Source organism: Modestobacter sp. NPDC049651 (genome assembly GCF_040659695.1).
In the GTDB taxonomy this organism is placed as follows: Bacteria; Actinomycetota; Actinomycetes; order Mycobacteriales; family Geodermatophilaceae; genus Modestobacter.
In genome coordinates this window covers 106,841-128,724 of record NZ_JBFAOG010000007.1, presented here as the reverse complement: position 1 = coordinate 128,724, position 21,884 = coordinate 106,841, and the positions used below count along the sequence as shown (strand labels likewise).

Genomic DNA, 21,884 nt, shown 5'->3' with positions numbered 1-21,884 from the left:
GGGGAGCCGGGCCGTTCTGCGTGTGGCCGGGGGTTACTGGACGACGGTCATCGAGGTGATGGTGACCGGGGTCTTCGGGGCGCCACCGCCGGGGCTGGGGTCGAACTTGCCGTCGTTGCCGGCGGCCGCGATCGTGTCCAGCACGGCCAGGCCCGCCTCGTCGACGGTGCCGACCGCGGTGTAGTCCGGGGACAGCTGGGTGTCGGTGAAGCAGAGGAAGAACTGGCTGCCGGTGGAGTTCGGCTGACCGCTGTTGGCCATCGCGATGGTGCCGCGCGGGTACTTCGTGTCCGCGCTGACCTCCTGGCCGAACTTGTAGGTCGGGCCGCCGGAACCGCTGCCGGTCGGGTCGCCGCACTGCAGCACGCCGAACGTGGGCTCGTTGACCTCGCGGTGGCAGGGGCTGCCGTCGAAGAACTTCTGCTGCGCCAGGAACGTGAAGCTGGCGGCCGCGCACGGCGCGGTCTCCCGGTTCAGCGTCAGCGTCAGGTCGCCCTGGCTGGTGCTCATCTTCAACGTGTCCGTGCCGGTGGTCGGGGTGTTCGCCGCGTTCGGCGGGGTCCCGACGTCCTTGAGGTTGGTGTTGCCCGAGGTGTCGGCGACGTAGTCGCAGGCCACGGTGCCGTCGGCGTTGGTCTTCGTCGCGGCCGCGCCGGACGCGGGGGCGCTGCTGCTGCTCGGGTCGGCCGACGCGGTCGTGCCGTCGTCGTCGCCGCCGAGACCGGCGGCCAGCGAGATGCCGCCGGCGACCACGACGACCGCCAGGACGGTGAGGACGACGAGGAGGTTGCGCCGGCGCTTGTGGGCCAGCTCCTCCCGTCGCTGGAGCTGTCGCTGCAGGCGTCGCTGAGCGGCCTCGCGGCGCTGCTTGTTCGTGGGCACTTCTCGTCGGGCTCCTCGCGTGCGGCTGCTCGGGGGCGGGCGGGCCCCTGCTGGTCGGACGGCAGTCTAGGTGGGCAGCCTGTCCGGACCCTGAGACGCGCGGCCGGGGCGGATCGTGCCCGCGTAACCTGCACGGGTGCTCATCCGCTCGTTCCCCGCCGGCGCGTTCGGCACGAACTGCTACGCGGTGGCCGCCGGGCCCCGCGCCGAGTGCGTGGTGGTCGACCCCGGGATGGACGCGGTCGAGCCGCTGGCCGAGATGCTCGCCGCCGACGGGCTCAAGCCGGTCGCCGTCGTGCTCACCCACGGGCACCTCGACCACACCTTCTCGGTGCTGCCGGTGTGCGACGGCTACGACATCACCGCCTACCTGCACCCGGCCGACTCCGGCATGCTCGCCGACCCGATCGCCTGGCACGGCCCGCAGCTGGCCCCGCTGATCACCGGCGCGCGGCTGCCCGACCCCGCCGACGTGCTGCCGCTGGCCGACGGCGCGACGATCTCGCTGGCCGGCGTGGACCTGACCGTCCGGCACGCGCCGGGGCACACCCAGGGCTCGGTGGTCTTCTCGCTGGACCTGGAGGAGGCCCCCGGGCTGCTCGCCGGCGACGTGCTGTTCGCGGGCTCCGTGGGCCGGGTCGACCTGCCCGGCGGCTCGTGGGACGACATGCTCCGCTCCCTGCAGGACGTCGTCCTGCCGCTGGACGACGCCACGGTCGTCCTCCCGGGCCACGGGCCGGCCACCACGATCGGGCGCGAGCGCGCCACCAACCCGTACCTGGCCGAAGCCGCCAGCGCCCCGAAGAGCAGAGGCCTGTGAGCGAGCACCGCAGCGAGCGCCAGCGAGCGAGGAGCGGAACGAACCTGCGAGCGAAGCGAGTCATGACACTGTGAGCACCCTCAGCGCCCCCAAGGGCACGTTCGACACGCTGCCCCCGGACTCGGCCCGGTTCCTCGCCGTCCGCGACACCCTCACCGCGCCGCTGCGCCGGGCCGGGTACGGCTACATCGAGACGCCGACGTTCGAGGACACCGCCGTGTTCGCCCGCGGCGTGGGCGAGTCGACCGACGTCGTCTCCAAGGAGATGTACACGTTCACCGACCGCGGCGGCCGGTCGATCACGCTGCGCCCGGAGCTCACCGCCGGGCTGATGCGCTCGTTCATCGAGCACCGGCTGTACTCCGGCGCGCTGCCGGTCAAGCTGTGGGCGGTCGGCTCGGCGTTCCGCTACGAGCGTCCGCAGGCCGGCCGGTACCGGCACTTCACCCAGGTGGACTGCGAGGCGCTCGGCGTCGACGACCCGGCGCTGGACGCCGAGGTCGTCGCGCTGGCCGTGCAGGGCTTCCGCGACCTGGGGCTGCGCGACTTCGAGCTGCTGCTCACCTCGCTCGGTGACAGCACCTGCCGGCCGCAGTACCGCGAGCTGCTGGTCGAGTTCCTGGCGAAGCTGGACCTCGACGAGGAGACCCGCCGCCGCGCCGAGATCAACCCGCTGCGGGTGCTCGACGACAAGCGGCCCGAGGTGCAGGCGCAGCTCACCGACGCCCCGCTGATGGTCGACCACCTGTCGGACACCACCAAGGCGCACTACGACGCCGTGCGGGAGCACCTCGCCGACCTCGGCGTGCAGTGGACCGAGGCGCCGCGGCTGGTGCGCGGCCTGGACTACTACACGAAGACGACGTTCGAGTTCGTGCACTCCGGCCTCGGCGCGCAGTCGGCGATCGGCGGCGGCGGCCGCTACGACGGGCTGTCCGCGGCGCTGGGCGGCCCGGACCTGTCGGGCATCGGCTACGCCGTCGGCGTCGACCGCACCCTGCTGGCGGTGCAGGCGGAGGGGCTGGACCTCGGCGTCGCGCCGGGCGTGCAGGCGTTCGTCGTCCCGCTGGGGGCCGAGGCCAAGCGGTACGCCGTCCGGCTGGTCGGGCAGCTGCGCGAGGCCGGCGTCTCCGCCGACACCGTGTACGGCGACCGCGGGCTCAAGGGCGCGATGAAGGCCGCCGACCGGTCCGGTGCGACGCACGCGGTCGTCATCGGCGAGCGGGACCTCGCCGAGGGCGTCGGCCAGCTGCGCGACCTGCGCACCCACGAGCAGGTCGCCGTGCCCCTGGGTGAGCTGTTCGACCGGGTCCGTGCGACGGTGGTCGCGTGACTTCTCTCGAGCAGCGGCCGCTGGGCCGCACCGGCGCCGACGTCTCCGTCATCGGTCTGGGCACCTGGCAGCTCGGCGGCGACTGGGGTGACGTCGGCGAGGACGACGCCGCCGCCGTGCTCGACGCCGCGCTGGACGCCGGGGTCACCCTGCTCGACACCGCCGACGTGTACGGCGACGGCCGGTCGGAGGAGCGGATCCGCAAGGCGCTGGCGCCCCGGTCGGAACGGCCGTTCGTGGCCACCAAGGCCGGCCGCCGCGCCGACCCGTTCACCGCCGAGCAGTACACGCCGGAGAACCTGCGGGCGTGGGTCGACCGGTCCCGCCGCAACCTCGGCGTCGAGACCCTCGACCTGGTGCAGCTGCACTGCCCGCCGCCGACCGTCTACTCCGACGAGCGGGTCTACGACACCCTCGACCAGCTGGTGGCCGAGCAGGCGATCGCCGCCTACGGCGTCTCGGTGGAGACCGTCGCCGAGGGCCTGACCGCGCTGCAGCACCCCGGCGTGCAGACCATCCAGGTCATCCTCAACATCTTCCGGCGCAAGCCGCTCGAGCAGCTGCTGCCCGCCGCCCAGCGCGCGCAGGTCGGCGTCCTCGCCCGGGTGCCGCTGGCCAGCGGGCTGCTGTCGGGCAAGTACTCCACCGACACCACGTTCCCGGAGGACGACCACCGGAACTACAACCGCAACGGCGACGCCTTCGACGTCGGCGAGACGTTCTCCGGCGTCCCGTTCGAGGTCGGCGTCGCCGCCGCCCGAGAGGTCGCCGAGATCGGCGGGGACACCCCGACCGCGGCGTTCGCGCTGCGCTGGGTCATCGACCAGGCCGGCGTCACCACCGTCATCCCCGGTGCCCGCAGCGTCGAGCAGGTGCGCGGCAACGTCTCCGCCGCCTCGCTCCCGCCGCTGTCCGACAGCCAGCTCGCCGACCTCGAGCGCGTGTACGACGAGCGCATCCGCCCGCACGTGCACGACCGCTGGTGACACCCCTCCTGCTCCGTACCTGAGAAAGGCACTCTCTTGCTCCGCACCCACGACGCCGGCACGCTGCGCGCGACCGACGCCGGCTCCACGGTCACCCTCGCCGGCTGGATCGCCCGCCGGCGCGACCACGGCGGGGTCGTCTTCCTCGACCTGCGCGACGCCTCGGGCTACGCCCAGGTCGTCGTCCGCGAGGAGGAGGCGCACGCGCTGCGCAACGAGTACTGCGTGCTCGTGACCGGCGAGGTGCAGCAGCGCCCGGCGGGCAACGAGAACCCCGAGCTGCCCACCGGCGACATCGAGGTCGTCGCCAGCGAGCTGCGGGTGCTGTCGGCGTCCGCGCCGCTGCCGTTCCCGATCGAGACCGCGCAGGCCGCCGGGGACGACGTCCGCTACAAGTACCGCTACCTCGACCTGCGCCGGCAGGGCCCGGCGGCGGCGCTGCGGCTGCGCAGCGAGATCAACCGGATAGCCCGCGGCGTCATGGCCGGGCAGGGGTTCACCGAGGTGGAGACGCCGTCGCTGACCCGCTCGACCCCCGAGGGCGCGCGCGACTTCGTCGTCCCGGTGCGGCTGCAGCCCGGCCACTGGTACGCGCTGCCGCAGTCGCCGCAGCTGTTCAAGCAGCTGCTGATGATCGGCGGCCTGGAGCGGTACTACCAGATCGCCCGCTGCTTCCGGGACGAGGACTTCCGCGCCGACCGGCAGCCGGAGTTCACCCAGCTCGACTTCGAGATGAGCTTCGTCGAGCGGGACGACGTCCTGACCGTCGCGGAGTCGGTCATCCGCGCGCTGTGGTCGGAGCTCGCCTCCTACGACGTCCCCGAGATCCCGCGGATGACCTACCGCGAGGCGATGGACCGGTTCGGCTCCGACAAGCCCGACCTGCGCTTCGGGGTCGAGCTCACCGAGCTGACCAGCTACTTCGCCGAGACCCCGTTCCGGGTGTTCCAGGCGCCCTACGTCGGCGCCATCGTGATGCCCGGCGGTGGCTCGCAGCCGCGCCGCGCCTTCGACGCCTGGCAGGACTGGGCCCGCTCGCGCGGCGCCAAGGGCCTGGCCTACGTCACGATCGGTGCGGACGGCGAGCTCGGCGGCCCGGTCGCGAAGAACATCTCCGAGACCGAGCGCGCCGGCCTGGTCGAAGCCGTGGGTGCCTCGCCCGGCGACTGCGTCTTCTTCGCCGCCGGCGCCCGCCGGCCCTCGCAGGAGCTGCTGGGCGCCGCGCGCAACGAGGTGGCCCGCCGGCTGGAGCTCATCGAGCCCGGCTCCTGGTCGTTCCTGTTCGTCGTGGACTTCCCGATGTTCGAGGAGACCGAGGACGGCGACTGGACGTTCATGCACCACCCGTTCACCTCGCCCACGCCGGAGTGGCGGGAGACGTTCGAGCAGGACAAGGGCGCCGCGCTGTCGGACGCCTACGACCTGGTGTGCAACGGCAACGAGCTGATGAGCGGCTCGGTCCGCATCGCCGACGCGGCGCTGCAGGAGCGGGTGTTCGAGGCGATCGGGATGTCGAAGGAGGAGGCCCGGGAGCGGTTCGGCTTCTTCCTCGAGGCGTTCGACTACGGCCCGCCGCCGCACGCGGGTGCCGCGATCGGCTGGGACCGGCTCACCGCGCTGCTGGCCGGTGTCGACTCGATCCGCGAGGTCATCGCGTTCCCGAAGACCGGCGCCGGCTTCGACCCGCTGACCGGCGCCCCGACGCCGATCACCGAGGCGCAGCGCAAGGAGGCCGGCATCGACGCGAAGCCGGAGCAGGCGGAGCCCACCGCCTGAGTCCCCTCTCCCGTTGATCATGGGCGCCTTGCCCGATGACACGCCACCGCGCGGTGTGTCGCTGGCGAGGTGCCCATGATCATCTCCGCCCGGGCTGCCAGCCGCGGCTGAGCAGCGCGCGGCGCGTGCGCTCGACCACGGTCTCCGGCCCGCCCAGGTGGTGGTCGGCGAAGCGCAGCACCAGCCAGCCGTCGAGCGCGGTCAGCGAGTACCGGTCGATGTCCCGGCGGAACTGGTCCCGGTCGGTGGCGTGCTGCTGCCCCTCGTACTCCAGCGCGATCTTCCAGCGGCTGTAACCGAGGTCGCCGTGCACCATCACCCGTCCATGACGACCACGGACCTCGACCTGGGGTTCAGGGTCGGGGAGGTCGCTGGCGACCAGCCAGTAGCGCAGCAGGCTCTCCGGTCGTGAGTGCGACGTCCGGACGAGCAGCGGTGCGCACGCCCGGGCGAGGACGACGCCGCGCACCCGCCCGGCGCGGGCCAGCCGCGCCGTCAGGCGATCGTGGTCGAGGTGCTCCCGGCGGTAGAGCGCATCGCCCACGGCGACCAGCTCCTGCGCCGGCAGCCGCGCGGCCAGGTCGAGGAAGGTCTGCGCGCCCGCGGTGACCCGGATCCCGTCCAGGTCGGTGACGTCGTCAGCGGTCGTCGTGCGCACGTGCCGGATCAGCTGGGCGCGCGCGGGCACGACCACGCCCGGGGGCAGGACGACCGTCAACCGGGGCGGCGCGGCCAGGGGGGCGCCGAGCAGCACGGCCGCTGTCGTCCCGCCGAAGGCCGCGGCCGGCGGCAGGACGCGCGCCCAGGCCGCGCAGAGCTCGGGCAGCGACGGTTCGGCCGCACTGGACAGGTAGAGGCCGTGACCGAGCCGGCGGCCGTCGCGCTCCACCTGGCGGCGGCTCATCCCGGCGGCGCGCGCCCGGGCCCACGTGTAGCTGCTGCCGATCGGCGTCCCGTCCACGGGACGACGGTCGTGCGCGCACCCGACCCGGCGACAGGGCCGGCTTCGATCTGTGGACGTGCGCGGCGGCTGTGGATGCAGTCACTGCACCGATCGACCACCGCAGACGTGACGAGCGACCGCGTCAGGAGGCGGAGAGGCGGGCGAGCTGGTCGGGGGAGAGCTCGACGTGGACGCCGGCCGCGCTGTCGGTGATCGAGGCCGGCCGGGAGGCGCCGGGGATCGGCACGACGGCGTCGGACTGGGCGAGGTGCCAGGCGATCGTCACCTGGAACACCGAGACCCCGAGCTCCTCGGCGACCTCTCCGAACGCGGCCGCCGACGAGCCGAGCTCCTTGGCCGCGCCCACCCCGCCGAACGGGCTCCACGGCAGGAACGCCAGCCCGTGCTCGGTGCAGTGCGCGAGCTCCCCGGCCGAGGACCGGTAGCCGGGGGAGAACTGGTTCTGCACGCTGACGAACGCGTCGCCGATGATCGCCCGGGCCGCGTCGATCTGGGCGACGTCCGCGTTGGAGACACCCACCTGCTGCACCAGCCCGTCGTCGGCCAGCGCGCGCAGCGCGCCCATCGAGTCCTCCCACGGCGTCGCCGGGTCGGGCCGGTGCAGCTGGTAGAGCCCGATCGCGTCCACGCCCAGCCGGCGCAGCGACGCCTCGCAGGCGCGCCGCAGGTAGGCCGGGTCCCCGTTCAGCGGCCAGTCGGTGCCACTCCGGGTGTGCCCGCCCTTGGTCGCCACCAGGACGTCGTCCGCACCGGGGCCGTACTCCCGCAGCGCGCGGGCCACCAGTTCCTCGTTGTGGCCGAACTCCGCCTCGTCGCGGGCGTAGGCGTCGGCGGTGTCGACCAGCGTCACGCCGGCGTCCAGCGCCGCGTGCACGACCGCCACGGCGTCCTCGGGGGAGGGCCGCGGGTCCTTGGTCGACAGGGGCATCGCCCCGAGCCCCACGGCACTGACGGTCCGGTTGCCGATGCGTCGCTGCTGCATGGGACTGTCCTTCCCCGCGGGTAGCGTCGGAACCGTGAGCACGCTGTTCGACGCACCGGAGGAGCAGGCGGCCGCCCCCGACCCGGGTGCGCCGCTGGCCGTGCGCATGCGCCCGCGGTCGCTGGACGAGGTGGTCGGCCAGCAGCACCTGCTCGGCGACCGCTCGCCGCTGCGCCGGCTGGTGGAGGCCGACGAGCCGATGTCGGTGGTGCTCTACGGCCCGCCCGGCACCGGCAAGACCACCCTCGCGCACGTCATCTCGCTGGCGACCAAGCGGCAGTTCGTGCAGCTGTCCGCGCTGGACGCCGGGGTGAAGGAGGTCCGCGCCGTCATCAGCGCCGCCAAGCGCGAGCTGACCATGGCCGGCCGCCGCACCGTGCTGTTCATCGACGAGGTCCACCGGTTCTCCAAGACCCAGCAGGACTCGCTGCTGTCCGCGGTCGAGGACCGGATCGTCAGCCTCATCGCCGCGACCACCGAGAACCCGTTCTTCTCCGTCGTCAGCCCGCTGCTCTCGCGCAGCCTGGTGCTCCAGCTGCAGCCGCTGGGCGACGACGACGTGCGCACCCTGCTCCGCCGCGCGCTGACCAGCGACCGGGGCCTGGACGGCGCGGTGACGCTGAGCGCCGAGGCCGAGGAGCACCTGGTCCGCATCGCCGGCGGCGACGGGCGCAAGTCGCTGACCGCGCTGGAGTCCGGTGCCGGGGCGGCGATCGCCGCCGGGGCGACCGAGATCGACCTGCGGACGCTGGAGACGGCGGTCGCGCAGGCCGCGGTCCGCTACGACCGGCAGGGCGACCAGCACTACGACGTGGCCAGCGCGCTGATCAAGTCGATCCGCGGCAGCGACGTGGACGCGGCGATGCACTACCTGGCCCGGATGGTCGAGGCGGGGGAGGACCCCCGGTTCATCGCCCGCCGGCTGGTCATCTCCGCCAGCGAGGACATCGGCATGGCCGACCCCACCGCGCTGCAGACCGCGGTCGCCGCCGCCGACGCGGTCGCGTTCATCGGCATGCCCGAGGGCCACTTCCCGCTGGCGCAGGCCGTCGCGCACCTGGCCACGGCGCCCAAGTCCAACGCGCTGACCGTCGCGATCGGCGAGTCGGTGGCCGACGTCCGGGCGGGGCTGGCCGGTCCCGTGCCCCCCGGGCTGCGCGACGCGCACTACGCCGGCGCGAAGAAGCTCGGGCACGGGAAGACCTACCGCTACCCCCACGACCACCCCGACGGCGTGGTGCCGCAGCAGTACCCGCCGGACGCCCTGGTCGGCCGCGACTACTACCGCCCCACCGCCCGCGGGGTGGAGGCGCAGATCGGCCCGCGGCTGGCCAGGCTGCGGGCGATCATCCGTCGTCGCGGCTGAACAGAGGCCCCCCAGCTAGGGTTGTCCGACCGGTGGCATCCCCACCGGCGCAGGCACGAACGACGAAGGGGACCCACGACGTGTCCGCAGGAGAGATCGCCGGGCTGGTCGCAGCCATCGCCGTGGCGCTGCTGGTGCTGCTGCTCGCCGTCCCGCTGCTGAAGCTGGGACGCACGCTCGACGAGACCACGCTGACCATCCGGCAGGCCCGGGAGCAGGCCATGCCGATCCTCGGTCAGGCCCAGACGACCGTCGCCCACGTGAACTCCAACCTCGAGCGGGTCGACGACATCACGGGCAACGCCGCCAACGTCTCGAGCAACGTCGCCGCCCTGACCAGCGTGTTCGCCGCCACCCTCGGCAGCCCGCTGATCAAGGTCGCCGCGTTCAGCTACGGCGTCCGCAGCGCGGCCAAGAAGAAGCGCGAGGGCCAGGCGCTCGCCGACGCCCAGCGCACGGCCAAGGACGAGCGGCGCGCGCGCCGGTCGGGGCGGGCCGCCTGATGCGACGGTTGTTCTGGCTCGGGATGGGCGTCACGATCGGCGTCCTCGTCGTCCGCAAGCTCACCGCGACCGCGGAGAAGCTGACCCCGCAGAGCATGGCCGGCAGCATCGCCGACGGCCTGCGCGACCTGGCCGCGGCGATCGGCGACTTCGGCGCCGACGTGCGCTCGGCGATGGCCGACCGCGAGGAGGAGCTGCGCAGCGGCACCGGCCTCGACGCCCCGCTGCCGGAGGGTGGCGCCGCCCAGCTGCCCACCCGCCGCGGCGCGCACGCCGCCGACCGCTGACGGCCCGCACCACCCCATCCGTTCCCCGTGGCCGGCGCCGGACCCCCGGCGCCGGCCGCGCCCCGCAGGAGAGCACCCCATGCAGACCGCCGAGATCCGCCGCAGGTTCCTCGAGCACTTCGAGAAGCGCGGCCACACCGTGGTGCCCAGCGCCTCGCTGGTGTCGCCCGACCCCTCGCTGCTGTTCACCGTGGCCGGGATGGTCCCGTTCATCCCGTACCTGACCGGCCGCGAGCCCGCGCCGTTCCCGCGGGCCACCAGCGTGCAGAAGTGCGTGCGCACCCTCGACATCGAGGAGGTGGGCAAGACCACCCGGCACGGCACGTTCTTCCAGATGAACGGCAACTTCTCCTTCGGCGACTACTTCAAGGCCGAGGCGATCCAGTTCGCCTGGGAGCTCATCACCGGGAAGGTCGAGGACGGCGGCCTCGGGTTCGACCCCGAGCGCATCTGGGCGACGGTCTACCTGGACGACGACGAGGCGGCCGACGCCTGGCACCGCATCGCCGGCCTGCCCAAGGAGCGGATCCAGCGGCTGGGCAAGGACTCCAACTACTGGTCGACCGGCGCGCAGGGCCCGGCCGGCCCGTGCTCGGAGATCTTCTTCGACCGCGGCCCCGCGTTCGGCCCGGACGGCGGCCCGGCCGTCGACGAGGCCGGCGACCGGTTCCTGGAGATCTGGAACCTGGTCTTCATGCAGTACGAGCGCGGCCCGGGCGAGGGCAAGGACTTCCCGATCCTCGGCGAGCTGCCCAACAAGAACATCGACACCGGCATGGGGCTGGAGCGGGTGGCCTACCTGCTGCAGGGCGTCGACAACATGTACGAGATCGACGAGGTCGCCCCGGTGCTGCGCCGGGCCGCCGAGCTCGCCGGGGTCACCTACGGCAAGGACCACGAGGCCGACGTCCGGCTGCGCGTGGTCGCCGACCACGTGCGCAGCGGGCTCATGCTCATCAGCGACGGCGTCACCCCGGGCAACGAGGGCCGCGGCTACATCCTCCGCCGGCTGCTGCGCCGCGCCGTCCGGTCGATGAAGCTGCTCGGCGTCGACGAGGCCGCGCTGCCCGAGCTGCTGCCGGTCTCCCGCGACGCGATGAGCGCCAGCTACCCGGAGGTCGCCGAGGACTTCGCCCGCATCTCCGGCATCGCCTACGCCGAGGAGGACGCGTTCCGGCGCACCCTCGCCGCCGGCACCGCGCTGTTCGACACCGCGGTCGGCCAGGCGCGGCAGGCCGGGACGGCGGCGCTGTCGGGCGAGCAGGCGTTCAGCCTGCACGACACCTACGGCTTCCCGATCGACGTCACCCTGGAGATGGCCGCCGAGCAGGGCGTGACCGTCGACGAGGAGGGCTTCCGGGCCCTGATGAAGGAGCAGCGCGAGCGCGCCCGCGCCGACGCCCGGGCCAAGCGCACCGGCTCGGTCGACGTGCTGGCCTACCGCCGGCTGCTCAGCGAGTTCGGTCCCACCGACTGGCGGGCCTACTCGACGCTGCGCACCGACTCCCGGGTGCTCGGCGTGGTCGACGAGGGCGAGACCGAGGACGGCGAGCAGGTGGTCGGCCCCGGTGGCGTCACCCGCGTGGTGCTGGACCGGACGCCGTTCTACGCCGAGTCCGGTGGCCAGGTGGCCGACGCCGGCGAGCTGACCTGGGACGGCGGCCGCGCCGAGGTCGTCGACGTGCAGCGCCCGGTGAAGGGCCTGGTCGTGCACCAGGTGCGGGTGACCGAGGGCGAGCTGCGGGCCGGCGTCGAGCTGTCCGCGCAGGTGGACCGCGAGTGGCGGCTGTCGGCCTGCCAGGCGCACTCGGGCACCCACGTGGTGCACGCCGCGCTGCGCCAGGTGCTCGGCCCGCAGGCGCTGCAGTCCGGCTCGTACAACCGCCCCGGCTACCTGCGGCTGGACTTCGCCTGGCAGGGCGCGCTCTCGCCGCAGCAGCGCACCGACATCGAGGACGTCGCCAACGCCGCGGTCCGCGCCGACCACGCCGTGCGGGCGTTGTACATGACGCTGCCCGAGGCCCGCGACTTCGGCGCCCTGGCGCTGTTCGGCGAGACCTACGGCGAGCAGGTACGCGTCGTGGAGATCGGCGGCCCCTGGTCGCGCGAGCTCTGCGGTGGCACCCACGTGCACGGCAGCGCCCAGATCGGCACCCTCGCGCTGACCGGCGAGAGCTCGGTCGGCTCCGGCGCCCGCCGCGTCGAGGCGGCCGTCGGGTTGGAGGGCTTCCGCTACCTGGCCCGCGAGCGCGACCTGGTCCGCCAGCTCGCCGACCTGCTCAAGACCCCGCAGGACGGCATCGCCGACCGGGTCAGCGGCATGCTGTCCCGGCTGCGGGACGCCGACAAGGAGATCGCGGACCTGCGCTCGAAGCAGACGCTCGCCGCCGCCGGTGACCTCGCCGCGGCCGCGAAGGACGTCGCGGGCGTCGCCGTCGTCACCGGCTCCCCGGCGGGGTTGGGCGGTGGTGACCTGCGCGGCCTGGCGCTCGACGTCCGGGGGCGGCTGGGCGACAAGCCGGCCGCCGTGGTGCTGGCCTCGGCCGCCGACGGCAAGGTGGCGGTCGTCGCCGCCCTCAACCCGGGGGCGGTGCAGCGCGGGCTGAAGGCCGGCGAGCTGGTCACCCTGGCCACCGGGCACGTCGGTGGCCGCGGCGGCGGCAAGCCGGACGTCGCCCAGGGCGGTGGTACCGACCCGGCGGGCATCCCGGCGGCGCTCTCGGCCGCGGAGACCGCGATCGGGGCGGCACTGGCGTGAGCGGCAGCGGCGCCGGTACCGGGGCGGACGGAGAGCGGCGGGTCGAGCAGCGGCCCGCCGTCCCGCCGCTGCGGCGGGACGGCGGGGACCTGCCCGACGGCGTGCACCGCACCGAGGCGGTGCCCTTCCCGCTGCCACCGCTGCCGGCTGCCGCTCCGGAGGAGGCCCCCGAGCCCGCGCCGGACGAGACCGGCCGGCTGCAGCTGCGCCAGTACCCGCCAGTGCCGCCGCCGGCGCGGCGGCCGGCCCGGCCCGAGAGCGGCGACACGCCGGAGGAGTCGGCATGACCGCGGCCCAGCCGTCGTTCCAGCGGGGACGACGGCTCGGCGTGGACGTCGGCACCGTGCGGGTGGGCGTCGCGCTGAGTGACCCCACCGGGCTGATCGCGAGCCCGCTGGAGACGGTGCGCCGAGCCAAGGACAAGCGGGACCTGGACCACCTCGCGTCACTGGTTGTGACACACGAGGTGGTCGAGGTGGTGGTGGGATTGCCGAGACATCTCTCTGGAGCGTCGGGCCGTTCGGCGCAAGATGCCACCACCTACGCTCAGGAACTGGCAAGACGCATCGGGGAGGTCCCCGTGCACATGGTCGACGAAAGGCTCTCCACCGTGACCGCAGCCAGTCACCTCCGCGCCGGCGGCATCGATGCCCGCCGGCAGCGCTCGGTGATCGACCAGGCGGCCGCCGTGGTCATCCTGCAGACGTACCTCGACACCGCCCGGAACAGCAGCGCCAGGCGTGACCCAGTGCAGAACGACGGAGGGGGCCTCACGTGACCGGTCCGACCGAGTCCCGCAGCGCCGGCCGGCACGCCGTGGCCGGCCCCGGCGCCGGCCGGCCCGCCGCCGAGCTGCTCGCCGACCTGGCCCGCGGCCGCGGCACCACCCTCGAGCGCGACGACACCGACGGCTCCTCGCCGCGCCGGCACCGGCGCGCCCCCGAGGCAGGGCTGCCCGGCGTCGACGGGCTGGCCCTGGCGCTCACCGACCCCGCCCGCACCGGCGACGCCCTCGTCGACCGCGAGCTGACCGACCTGGCCACCGGGGCGCTGCCGGCCGCTCGCCCGGACCTCGCCGCACCGGCCACCGGCGCCCTGCCCACCGGCGCCCTGCCCACCGCCGCCTCCCGCGCGCTGCGCCCCGGTGTGCCCGGCGCCCGGCCCGGCGCGCCGTCGAGCTTCGCGGCGCCGGCTGTGCCCGTGGGCCGCGCCGCCCAGCCCGCCCACGCCGCCCAGCCCGCCCACGCCGCCCAGCCCGCCCACGCCGGCCGGCCGCTCCCCGTCCCGCCGCCGGTGACCCCGCGGCCGCGCACCGGGTTCGACGCGCCGGTCACCTCCGCGCTGGCCGCGCAGACCCCCGTCGCCCGCGCGCTACCCGCCCCGGCCGACGACGAGACCGCCACCGGTCCCGTGGTCGAGCGTGGTGCCTTCGCCGCCGCGACCGGGTACCACTACGACGTGCACGGCGACGACCGCTACGACGACGGGGCGCACGCCCCTGCCGACGAGTGGGCGGACGACGACCGGTCCGATGACGACTGGTCCACCGCCGACGCCCGGCACCACGGCGCCGAGCACGAGGACGACGGCTGGGGCGACGAGCACCACCGCCACGGCTACGAGCCCGACCGGGACGACACCGGCCGGGTGCACCCGGTCTTCGACGAGACCGGTGGCCTGGAGGTCATCGTCGACGACGAGCACCCCGACGACCACCACACCGGCTCCGGCTCCGGCGGGGGTGGTGGCGGAGGCCGTCGCCGCCGTGGTGGCGGCCGCAGCGGGGGCGGTCGCCGCAAGCGCCGTCCGCTGGCCCTGGTGATCGTGCTGCTCGTGGTGGCCGCCGTCGCCGGCGGCATCGTCGTCGGCGGGCAGCGTCTGCTGGACCTGCTCGGCACCGGCGCCGAGGACTACACCGGCAGCGGCACCGGCCAGGTCGACGTGAAGGTCACCGAGGGCGAGTCGCTGCGCGCGATCGCGTCGTCCATGGTCGAGGCCGACGTCATCGCCTCCACCAGCCCGTTCCTCGACGCGGCGAAGACCAACGCGGCCGCCACCGGCGTGCAGCCGGGCACCTACCGGCTGCGCCAGCAGATGTCGGGGCAGGCGGCGCTGGACCTGCTGCTGGACCCGGCTGCCCGGATCACCGCCCGGGTGACCGTCCGGGAGGGCCTCACCGCTGCGCAGACGCTGCAGCTGCTGGCCGACAAGACCGGCACCCCGCTGGCCGACCTGCAGGCCGCCGCGCAGAACACCGCCGCGATCGGCCTGCCGCCCTACGCCAACGGCCTGGTCGAGGGCTTCCTGTTCCCGGCGACCTACGACTTCGAGCCCGGTGAGCAGCCGGTCGACATGCTCAAGGACATGGTCGGCCGCGCCGTGCACACCCTCGACGAGCTGCAGATCCCGGTCGAGCAGCGGCTGTCGGTGGTCACCGAGGCGAGCATCGTGCAGGCCGAGGCCGGCAGCGTGGAGGACATGGGCAAGGTCGCCCGCGTGCTGGACAACCGGATCGCCATCAGCATGCCGCTGCAGCTGGACACCACGGTCAACTACGCCAACGGCAAGGCCGGCGTGACCACGACGCCGGAGGACCGGGCCAACCCCTCGCCGTACAACACCTACGTGCACCCGGGCCTGCCCCCGGGCGCGATCGGCAACCCCGGCGAGGAGGCCCTGAAGGCCGTCCTGAGCCCGACGCCCGGCAACTGGCTGTTCTTCGTCGTCGTCGACCCGGACACCGGGGAGACCCGCTTCGCCGCCACGGCGGAGGAGCACGCCGCCAACGTGAAGCTGTTCCAGCAGTGGCTGCAGGCGAACCCCACCGACTGACCGGGGGGTCCCGGGCGGCCGTCCTCGGCCGCCCGGTGGGCCACTCGCTGTCGCCGCTGCTGCACCGCGCCGCCTACGCGGCGATGGGCCTGGACGACTGGACCTACGACGCGCTCGACATCGGCGCGGAGGACCTGCCGGTGCTGCTGGCCGGCCTCGGCGAGGAGTGGCGCGGCTTCTCGGTGACCATGCCGTGCAAGCGGGCCGCGGTCGACGTCGCCGACGAGGTCGAGCCGCTGCCGGCGCTGCTGCACGCGGCCAACACCCTGGTGCGCACCGAGCGCGGCTGGCGGGCGGAGAACACCGACGTCCAGGGCGTCGGGACGGCGTTGCAGGCGGCCGGGGTCGACCAGGTCGAGCGGGCCGCGATCCTGGGGGCTGGCGGGACGGCGGCTGCGGCCGCGGTGGCGCTGGCCTCTCTCGGCGCGCAGCACGTGGACGTCGTGGTCCGGGAGCCGGCGCGGGCCGGTGACCTGCTGCGGGTGCTCGACGCCCTCGGGGTGGCCGCGACCCCGCAGCGGCTGGACGAGACGGGCACCGTCGCGGCGCCGGTCGTGGTGAGCACCGTCCCGGTCGGCGGGCAGCCGGCGGTCGCCGAGCTCGCCTGGTGGCGCGGCCAGACGGTGCTCGACGTGCTCTACGCCGGCTGGCCCACGCCGCTGGCCCGGCGGGTCGCCGACGCCGGCGGCCGCACGATCAGCGGCCTCGAGGTGCTGTTCTGGCAGGCCGCCGCGCAGGTCGAGCTGATGACCGGCCGGCCCGCCCCGCTCGCGGCGATGCGCGCGGCCCTCGACACCCTCTGAGCCGGTGACCCCTGCCGTCCCGGCCGGTGAGGTGCGCGTGCTGCTGGTCGCCGCGGCCGTGGTGGCCGGGTTGCTGCTCGGGCCCTGGCTGGCGACCGCGACCGCGCGGCTGGCCGCCCGCGACCGAAGCGCCCGGGCCGGCCGGGTGCGGGTCGCGGTCACCTGCCTCGCGGCGGCGGCCGCGCTGGGCGTCGTCCCGGCGCTGACCGCGGTCCGGCCGGCGCTGGCCGCGCTGGCCTGGTTCGCCGGCGCCGCGGTGGTGCTGGCCGGCACCGACCTCGCCGTCCACCGGCTGCCCGACCGGGTCACCGGCCCGGCCGCCGTGGGCGTGGGCGCCGCCCTCCTGCTGGACGCCGCGCTGACCGGCGCGTGGGGCGCCCTGCTGCGGGCCGTCGTCGCCGCCGGCGTCGCGCTGGGCCTGGGCGCCGCCGGGCACCTGGTGAGCCCGGCAGGGCTGGGCCGCGGCGACGTGAAGCTGCTCGGGCTGCTCGGCCTGGTGCTCGGCTGGGCCGGCTGGGGCGTGCTGCTGGCCGGGGTGTTCGTCGGGCTGCTCGTCGGCGCGGGCGCCGCGCTGCTGCTGGTCGCCCTCGGCCGGGCCGGCTGGCGCACGGCGATCCCGTTCGGCCCGCCGCTGCTGATCGGCGCGTTCGTGGCGCTGCTGGTGGCGGCACCCCTGCCGACGTAGCCCCCACCCTGCCCCCGGGTCCCACCTGGCGGAACTGGCAGACTCACGGGCATGTTGCGCTGGCTGACCGCCGGTGAGTCGCACGGCCAGCAGCTCACCGCCATCCTCGAGGGCCTCCCCGCCGGCGTGCGGGTGCAGACCGCCGACCTCGACGAGCAGCTCTCCCGGCGGCGGCTGGGCCACGGCCGCAGCGCCCGGATGAGCTTCGAGCAGGACGTCGTCACGATCACCGGCGGCATCCGGCACGGGGTCACCCAGGGCGGCCCGATCGCCGTCCAGATCGGCAACACCGAGTGGCCCAAGTGGCAGTCGGTGATGTCCGCGGACCCCGTCGACGCCGAGGTGCTGGAGGGGCAGGCGCGCAACGCGCCGCTGACCCGCCCGCGGCCCGGGCACGCCGATCTCGCCGGCATGCAGAAGTACGGCTTCGACGACGTCCGCCCGGTGCTCGAGCGGGCCAGCGCCCGGGAGACCGCCGCCCGGGTCGCGCTGGGCACCGTCGCGCAGGCGTTCCTGCACCAGGTGCTGGGCGTGCGCGTGGTCAGCCACGTGGTCGGCATCGGCCCGGTCACCGTGCCCGAGGGCGTGCTGCCCGGACCCGAGGACAACCCGCGGGTCGACCAGGACCCGGTGCGCTGCGCCGACCCCGCGACCAGCGCGCGGATGGTCGCCGAGATCGACGACGCCCACAAGTCCGGCGACACCCTCGGCGGCGTCGTCGAGGTCGTCGTCCACGGGCTGCCGCCGGGCCTGGGCAGCTCGGTGCACTGGGACCGGCGGCTGGACTCCCGGCTGGCCGGCGCGCTCATGGGCGTGCAGTCGGTGAAGGCGGTCGAGGTCGGCGACGGCCTGGAGACCGCCCGCCGCCGCGGCTCGGCCGCGCACGACGAGATCGACCTGGTCGACGGGCAGCTGGTCCGCCGCACCGACCGGGCCGGCGGCATCGAGGGCGGCATGACCAACGGCGAGGTGCTCCGGGTGCGCGCCGCGATGAAGCCGATCAGCACCGTGCCCCGCGCGCTGGCCACCATCGACACGGCCACCGGCGAGCCCGCGGTCGCGATCAACCAGCGCTCCGACGCCTGCGCCGTCCCGCGCGGCAGCGTGGTGATGGAGGCGATGGTCGCGCTCGTGCTGGCCGACGCGGTGCTGGAGAAGTTCGGCGGCGACTCGCTGCCCGAGACCCGCCGCAACGTCGCAGGGTACCTGGCCGGGTTGAGGTACCAGTGACCGGTCCGGTGCTCGTGCTGGTCGGCCCGCCGGGGGCGGGCAAGACCACCGTCGGCACCGCGGTCGCCGCGGCCCTGGGCGTCGGGTTCCGCGACACCGACGCCGACGTCGAGGCGAGCACCGGCACGGCGATCGCCGACCTGTTCGTGCAGCAGGGCGAGCCGTACTTCCGGCAGCTGGAGGAGAAGGCCGTCGCCACCGCGCTGCGCGAGCACGACGGCGTGCTGGCCCTCGGCGGCGGCGCGGTCACCCACCCCGCCACCCGGCGGCTGCTCACCCTGCACGGCCGGGCCGGCGGCGTGGTCGCCTGGCTGGACGTCGACGTGCCCAGCGCCGCGGCCCGGGTGGGGCTCTCCCGTGACCGGCCGCTGCTGGCGGTCAACCCGCGGGCGATGCTGCGCACGATGCTCGCCGAGCGGGCGCCGCTGTACGGGGAGGTCGCCACCGTCACGGTGACCACCAGCGGCCGGGACGTCGAGGCGGTCGTCGCCGAGGTGCTCACGGCCGTGCGAGGGGAGCAGGGATGAGCGTGCAGCGCGTGCCGGTGGGCGGCGAGAAGCCCTACGAGGTGGCCATCGGCCCCGGCGTCCAGCGGGAGCTCAGCTACGTGCTCGACGGCACCGCCCACGCCGCCGTGGTGCACAGCGCCGCGCTGGCCGCCGCCGCCGGTGCCGCCGTCGAGACGCTGCAGCAGGCCGGGGTCGCCGCCGAGGCGGTCGTCGTCCCCGACGGCGAGGCCGCCAAGGACGTCACCGTCGCCGCGGGCCTGTGGGACGAGTTCGCCCGGCTGGGCATCACCCGCACCGACGCGGTCGTCGGCATCGGCGGGGGAGCGGTCACCGACCTCGCCGGGTTCGTCGCCGCCACCTGGCTGCGCGGCGTCCGCGTCGTCCAGGTGCCCACCAGCCTGCTGGCCATGGTCGACGCCGCGGTCGGCGGCAAGACCGGCATCGACACCGCCGCGGGCAAGAACCTCGTCGGCGCGTTCCACCCACCGGTCGCGGTGCTCGCCGACACCGACGCGCTGGCCGGGCTGCCCGACGCGGAGTTCCGCTCCGGGCTGGCCGAGGTGGTCAAGTGCGGGTTCATCGCCGACGGCAGGCTGCTGGAGCTGCTCGGCGCCGACCCCACCGGACGCCGGGACACCACCGAGCTGATCACCCGCGCCGTGCAGGTCAAGGCCGCCGCCGTGGGGGAGGACCTCTACGACACCGGCCGCCGTGAGTTCCTCAACTACGGCCACACCCTCGGCCACGCGATCGAGCTGGTCGAGGAGTTCCGCTGGCGGCACGGCGAGGCGGTCGCCGTCGGGCTGGTGTTCGCCGCCGAGCTCGGCCACGCCGCCGGGCTGCTGTCCCGCGACGAGGCCGACTGGCACCGCCAGCTGGTCGGCGCCCTGGGCCTGCCGGTGTCCTACCGCGGCGACTGGGCGCAGCTGCAGCAGGTGATGCGCCGGGACAAGAAGTCCCGCGGTGCCTCGCTGCGCTTCGTCGTCCTCGACGGGCTGGGCAACCCCACGATCCTGACCGACCCCGACCAGGCCTGGCTGGACGCCGCCTGGGCCGCGGTGAGCGAGGAGACGGCATGACGATCCACGTCCTCAACGGCGCCAACCTCGGCCGGCTGGGCACCCGCGAGCCCGAGGTCTACGGCAGCACCACGTACGCCGAGCTCGAGGAGCTGCTGCACGCGGCGGCCACGGAGCTCGGCGTCGACGTCGTCGTCCGCCAGACCGACGACGAGGGGCAGCTGCTGCGCTGGGTGCACGAGGCCACCGACGCCGGGGACCCCGTCGTCATCAACCCCGGCGGCTGGTCGCACACCTCGGTGGTGCTGCACGACGCGCTCGCCGCGGTGCAGGCGCCCGTGGTCGAGGTGCACATCAGCAACATCCACGCCCGCGAGGAGTTCCGGCACCACTCCTACGTCTCCCGGGTCGCCACCGGCGTGATCGCCGGGCTCGGCGTGCACGGGTACGTGCTGGCGCTGCAGTGGCTCGTGCTGCGGGGGGTCCGGTGAGCGAGCGGGAGGCCGGCCGGCGGGACCGGCTGCGGGCGCGGGCGGCCGAGGCCGGCCTGGACGCCGTCCTGGTCACGAACCTGCTCAACGTCCGCTACCTGACCGGGTTCACCGGCTCCAACGGCGTGCTGCTGGTGCGCACCGACGGCCAGGACCTGTTCGGCACCGACGGGCGGTACACCACGCAGGCCGGCGTCCAGGTGCCCGACGTCGAGCTGCTGGTCGACCGCGGCACCGAGCTCGCGGTCGCCCGCGCGGCGGTCAGCAGCGGCGCGACCCGGCTGGGCTACGAGTCGCACGTGGTCACCGTCGACGGGCTGCGCGCCCTCGAGCGGGTCACCGGCGAGGCGGCGTCGGCCGTGGAGCTGGTCAGCGTGCGCCGGGCGGTCGAGCAGCTCCGCGCGATCAAGGACGACGCCGAGGTCGACGCGCTGCGCCGCGCGTGCGCCGTCGCCGACCGGGCGCTGGCCGAGCTCGCCGCCGAGGGCGCGCTGCGCCCCGGCCGCAGCGAGCTGGAGGTCGGCCGCGAGCTCGACGCCCGGATGCTGACCCTCGGCGCCGAGGCCCCGTCGTTCGAGACGATCGTCGCCGCCGGCGCGAACTCCGCGATCCCGCACCACCGGCCCGACGCGACCGTGCTGCGCGACGGCGACCTGCTCAAGCTGGACTTCGGCGCCACCGTCGACGGCTACCACTCCGACATGACCCGCACCCTGGTGCTCGGGCACGCCGCGGACTGGCAGCGGGAGGTCTACGAGCTGGTCGCGGCGTCCCAGGCCGCCGGCCGGGCGGCGCTGGCGGTCGGCACCGAGGTCGCCGCGGTGGACGCCGCCTCCCGGGACGTCATCGCCGCCGCCGGGCACGGCGAGCACTTCACCCACGGTCTCGGGCACGGGGTGGGGCTGGAGGTCCACGAGGCTCCCAGCGTCTCGGCGCTCGGCACAGGTACCCTGGCTGCCGGCATGGCCGTCACCGTGGAGCCGGGCGTCTACCTGCCCGGGCACGGCGGTGTCCGGATCGAGGACACCCTGATCGTCACGGACGACGAGCCCGAGTTGTTGACCCTCACGAGCAAGGAACTGCTGGTCCTCTGATGGCTACCACGAACGACCTGAAGAACGGCATCGTCCTCAACCTGGACGGTCAGCTCTGGACCGTGACGGACTTCCAGCACGTCAAGCCCGGCAAGGGCGGCGCGTTCGTCCGCACCACGCTGAAGAACGTGCTCTCCGGCAAGGTCGTCGACCGCACGTTCAACGCCGGCACCAAGGTGGAGACGGCGAACGTCGACAAGCGGTCGATGACCTTCCTGTACAAGGAGGGCACCGACTTCGTGTTCATGGACGGCGACACCTTCGAGCAGATCTACGTGCCCGAGGCGACCGTGGGTGACGGGGCGAACTACCTGCTCGACAACACCGAGGTCATCGTGGCCGTCCACGACGACACCCCGCTGTACGTCGAGCTGCCGGTGACCATGGAGCTGGTGGTCTCGCACACCGACCCGGGGCTGCAGGGCGACCGCTCCACCGGTGGCACCAAGCCCGCCACCCTGGAGACCGGGGCCGAGATCCAGGTGCCGCTGTTCATCACCACCGGCGAGAAGCTCAAGGTCGACACCCGCGACGGCCGCTACCTCGGCCGGGTCTCCTGACCTG

The 21,884-nt window shown here is 74.7% G+C and carries 22 protein-coding genes; 19 read left to right on the top strand and 3 right to left on the bottom strand.

Annotated features, from left to right (window positions below; translation table 11 throughout):
* Positions 1-33: 33 nt before the first annotated feature.
* The gene (locus tag AB0J00_RS12440; RefSeq protein WP_357744549.1) at positions 34-882 is read right to left on the bottom strand and encodes a peptidylprolyl isomerase; all 849 of its coding nucleotides are present in this window, start codon (positions 880-882) and stop codon (positions 34-36) included.
* 136 nt (positions 883-1,018) lie between these two features.
* Between AB0J00_RS12440 and AB0J00_RS12435 the strand changes: the two genes are divergently transcribed.
* The 4 genes from AB0J00_RS12435 to aspS all read left to right on the top strand — a co-directional run bounded on the left by AB0J00_RS12435 (position 1,019) and on the right by aspS (position 5,797).
* Complete coding sequence (locus AB0J00_RS12435; RefSeq protein ID WP_357744547.1) at positions 1,019-1,702, top strand: MBL fold metallo-hydrolase; 684 nt, start codon at positions 1,019-1,021, stop codon at positions 1,700-1,702.
* 70 nt (positions 1,703-1,772) lie between these two features.
* The gene (gene hisS / locus AB0J00_RS12430) at positions 1,773-3,035 is read left to right on the top strand and encodes a histidine--tRNA ligase (RefSeq protein WP_357744544.1); all 1,263 of its coding nucleotides are present in this window, start codon (positions 1,773-1,775) and stop codon (positions 3,033-3,035) included.
* Positions 3,032-4,021 carry an aldo/keto reductase gene (locus AB0J00_RS12425; RefSeq protein WP_357744541.1) on the top strand — a complete coding sequence of 330 codons (990 nt, stop codon included), beginning with the start codon at positions 3,032-3,034 and terminating at the stop codon, positions 4,019-4,021. Before hisS ends, AB0J00_RS12425 begins: the two co-directional genes overlap by 4 nt.
* Before the next feature lie 36 nt (positions 4,022-4,057).
* A complete protein-coding gene (gene aspS / locus AB0J00_RS12420) occupies positions 4,058-5,797 on the top strand; it encodes an aspartate--tRNA ligase (protein WP_357744538.1) in 1,740 nt (579 codons plus the stop codon).
* A gap of 79 nt (positions 5,798-5,876) precedes the next feature.
* Here aspS and AB0J00_RS12415 read toward each other — a convergent pair whose 3' ends face one another.
* Together AB0J00_RS12415 and AB0J00_RS12410 are read right to left on the bottom strand one after the other, a co-directional pair.
* Positions 5,877-6,758: a hypothetical protein gene (locus AB0J00_RS12415; protein WP_357744536.1), complete on the bottom strand. Its 882-nt coding sequence runs from the start codon at positions 6,756-6,758 to the stop codon at positions 5,877-5,879.
* Positions 6,759-6,882: 124 nt separating this feature from the next.
* On the bottom strand, positions 6,883-7,743 hold the full coding sequence (locus tag AB0J00_RS12410) for an aldo/keto reductase (protein WP_357744533.1): 861 nt from the start codon (positions 7,741-7,743) through the stop codon (positions 6,883-6,885).
* Between the two features lie 34 nt (positions 7,744-7,777).
* Between AB0J00_RS12410 and AB0J00_RS12405 the strand changes: the two genes are divergently transcribed.
* The 15 genes from AB0J00_RS12405 (at position 7,778) to efp (ending at position 21,880) form a co-directional block, all read left to right on the top strand.
* Positions 7,778-9,109 carry a replication-associated recombination protein A gene (locus tag AB0J00_RS12405; protein WP_357744531.1) on the top strand — a complete coding sequence of 444 codons (1,332 nt, stop codon included), beginning with the start codon at positions 7,778-7,780 and terminating at the stop codon, positions 9,107-9,109.
* Positions 9,110-9,189: 80 nt separating this feature from the next.
* Positions 9,190-9,612, top strand: coding sequence for a DUF948 domain-containing protein (locus AB0J00_RS12400; RefSeq protein WP_357744528.1), 423 nt, complete (start codon positions 9,190-9,192; stop codon positions 9,610-9,612).
* Positions 9,612-9,899: a hypothetical protein gene (locus AB0J00_RS12395; RefSeq protein WP_357744525.1), complete on the top strand. Its 288-nt coding sequence runs from the start codon at positions 9,612-9,614 to the stop codon at positions 9,897-9,899. The genes AB0J00_RS12400 and AB0J00_RS12395 overlap by 1 nt, the downstream gene beginning before the upstream one ends.
* Positions 9,900-9,978: 79 nt before the next feature.
* Entirely contained in the window at positions 9,979-12,657 is a 2,679-nt protein-coding gene (gene alaS, locus AB0J00_RS12390) for an alanine--tRNA ligase (protein WP_357744522.1), read from the top strand.
* Positions 12,654-12,944 (top strand): hypothetical protein, encoded by a 291-nt coding sequence (locus AB0J00_RS12385; protein WP_357744520.1) that lies wholly within the window; start codon positions 12,654-12,656, stop codon positions 12,942-12,944. Before alaS ends, AB0J00_RS12385 begins: the two co-directional genes overlap by 4 nt.
* Positions 12,941-13,435, top strand: a complete 495-nt coding sequence (ruvX, locus tag AB0J00_RS12380; protein WP_357744517.1) for a Holliday junction resolvase RuvX — start codon at positions 12,941-12,943, stop codon at positions 13,433-13,435. Before AB0J00_RS12385 ends, ruvX begins: the two co-directional genes overlap by 4 nt.
* Positions 13,432-15,489: an endolytic transglycosylase MltG gene (gene mltG / locus AB0J00_RS12375; protein ID WP_357744514.1), complete on the top strand. Its 2,058-nt coding sequence runs from the start codon at positions 13,432-13,434 to the stop codon at positions 15,487-15,489. The genes ruvX and mltG overlap by 4 nt, the downstream gene beginning before the upstream one ends.
* Positions 15,462-16,292 (top strand): shikimate dehydrogenase, encoded by an 831-nt coding sequence (locus AB0J00_RS12370; RefSeq protein ID WP_357744511.1) that lies wholly within the window; start codon positions 15,462-15,464, stop codon positions 16,290-16,292. Before mltG ends, AB0J00_RS12370 begins: the two co-directional genes overlap by 28 nt.
* A 4-nt stretch (positions 16,293-16,296) precedes the next feature.
* The gene (locus AB0J00_RS12365) at positions 16,297-16,977 is read left to right on the top strand and encodes an A24 family peptidase (RefSeq protein WP_357744509.1); all 681 of its coding nucleotides are present in this window, start codon (positions 16,297-16,299) and stop codon (positions 16,975-16,977) included.
* Positions 16,978-17,028: 51 nt separating this feature from the next.
* Entirely contained in the window at positions 17,029-18,207 is a 1,179-nt protein-coding gene (gene aroC, locus AB0J00_RS12360) for a chorismate synthase (RefSeq protein ID WP_357744506.1), read from the top strand.
* Positions 18,204-18,734, top strand: coding sequence for a shikimate kinase (locus tag AB0J00_RS12355; protein ID WP_357744504.1), 531 nt, complete (start codon positions 18,204-18,206; stop codon positions 18,732-18,734). Before aroC ends, AB0J00_RS12355 begins: the two co-directional genes overlap by 4 nt.
* Positions 18,731-19,795, top strand: a complete 1,065-nt coding sequence (gene aroB, locus AB0J00_RS12350) for a 3-dehydroquinate synthase (RefSeq protein ID WP_357744502.1) — start codon at positions 18,731-18,733, stop codon at positions 19,793-19,795. The genes AB0J00_RS12355 and aroB overlap by 4 nt, the downstream gene beginning before the upstream one ends.
* A complete protein-coding gene (gene aroQ / locus AB0J00_RS12345) occupies positions 19,792-20,226 on the top strand; it encodes a type II 3-dehydroquinate dehydratase (RefSeq protein ID WP_357744500.1) in 435 nt (144 codons plus the stop codon). Before aroB ends, aroQ begins: the two co-directional genes overlap by 4 nt.
* Positions 20,223-21,320 carry a Xaa-Pro peptidase family protein gene (locus AB0J00_RS12340; protein WP_357744498.1) on the top strand — a complete coding sequence of 366 codons (1,098 nt, stop codon included), beginning with the start codon at positions 20,223-20,225 and terminating at the stop codon, positions 21,318-21,320. Before aroQ ends, AB0J00_RS12340 begins: the two co-directional genes overlap by 4 nt.
* The gene (gene efp / locus AB0J00_RS12335) at positions 21,320-21,880 is read left to right on the top strand and encodes an elongation factor P (RefSeq protein ID WP_357744496.1); all 561 of its coding nucleotides are present in this window, start codon (positions 21,320-21,322) and stop codon (positions 21,878-21,880) included. The genes AB0J00_RS12340 and efp overlap by 1 nt, the downstream gene beginning before the upstream one ends.
* Positions 21,881-21,884 lie beyond the last annotated feature (4 nt).

Coding starts and splice junctions, on each gene's coding strand:
- alaS (WP_357744522.1), top strand. CDS start 9,979: ATGCAGACCGCCGAGATCCGCCGCAGGTTCCTCGAGCACTTCGAGAAG.
- aroB (WP_357744502.1), top strand. CDS start 18,731: ATGAGCGTGCAGCGCGTGCCGGTGGGCGGCGAGAAGCCCTACGAGGTG.
- AB0J00_RS12395 (WP_357744525.1), top strand. CDS start 9,612: ATGCGACGGTTGTTCTGGCTCGGGATGGGCGTCACGATCGGCGTCCTC.
- aroC (WP_357744506.1), top strand. CDS start 17,029: ATGTTGCGCTGGCTGACCGCCGGTGAGTCGCACGGCCAGCAGCTCACC.
- AB0J00_RS12410 (WP_357744533.1), bottom strand. CDS start 7,743: ATGCAGCAGCGACGCATCGGCAACCGGACCGTCAGTGCCGTGGGGCTC.
- efp (WP_357744496.1), top strand. CDS start 21,320: ATGGCTACCACGAACGACCTGAAGAACGGCATCGTCCTCAACCTGGAC.
- aroQ (WP_357744500.1), top strand. CDS start 19,792: ATGACGATCCACGTCCTCAACGGCGCCAACCTCGGCCGGCTGGGCACC.
- ruvX (WP_357744517.1), top strand. CDS start 12,941: ATGACCGCGGCCCAGCCGTCGTTCCAGCGGGGACGACGGCTCGGCGTG.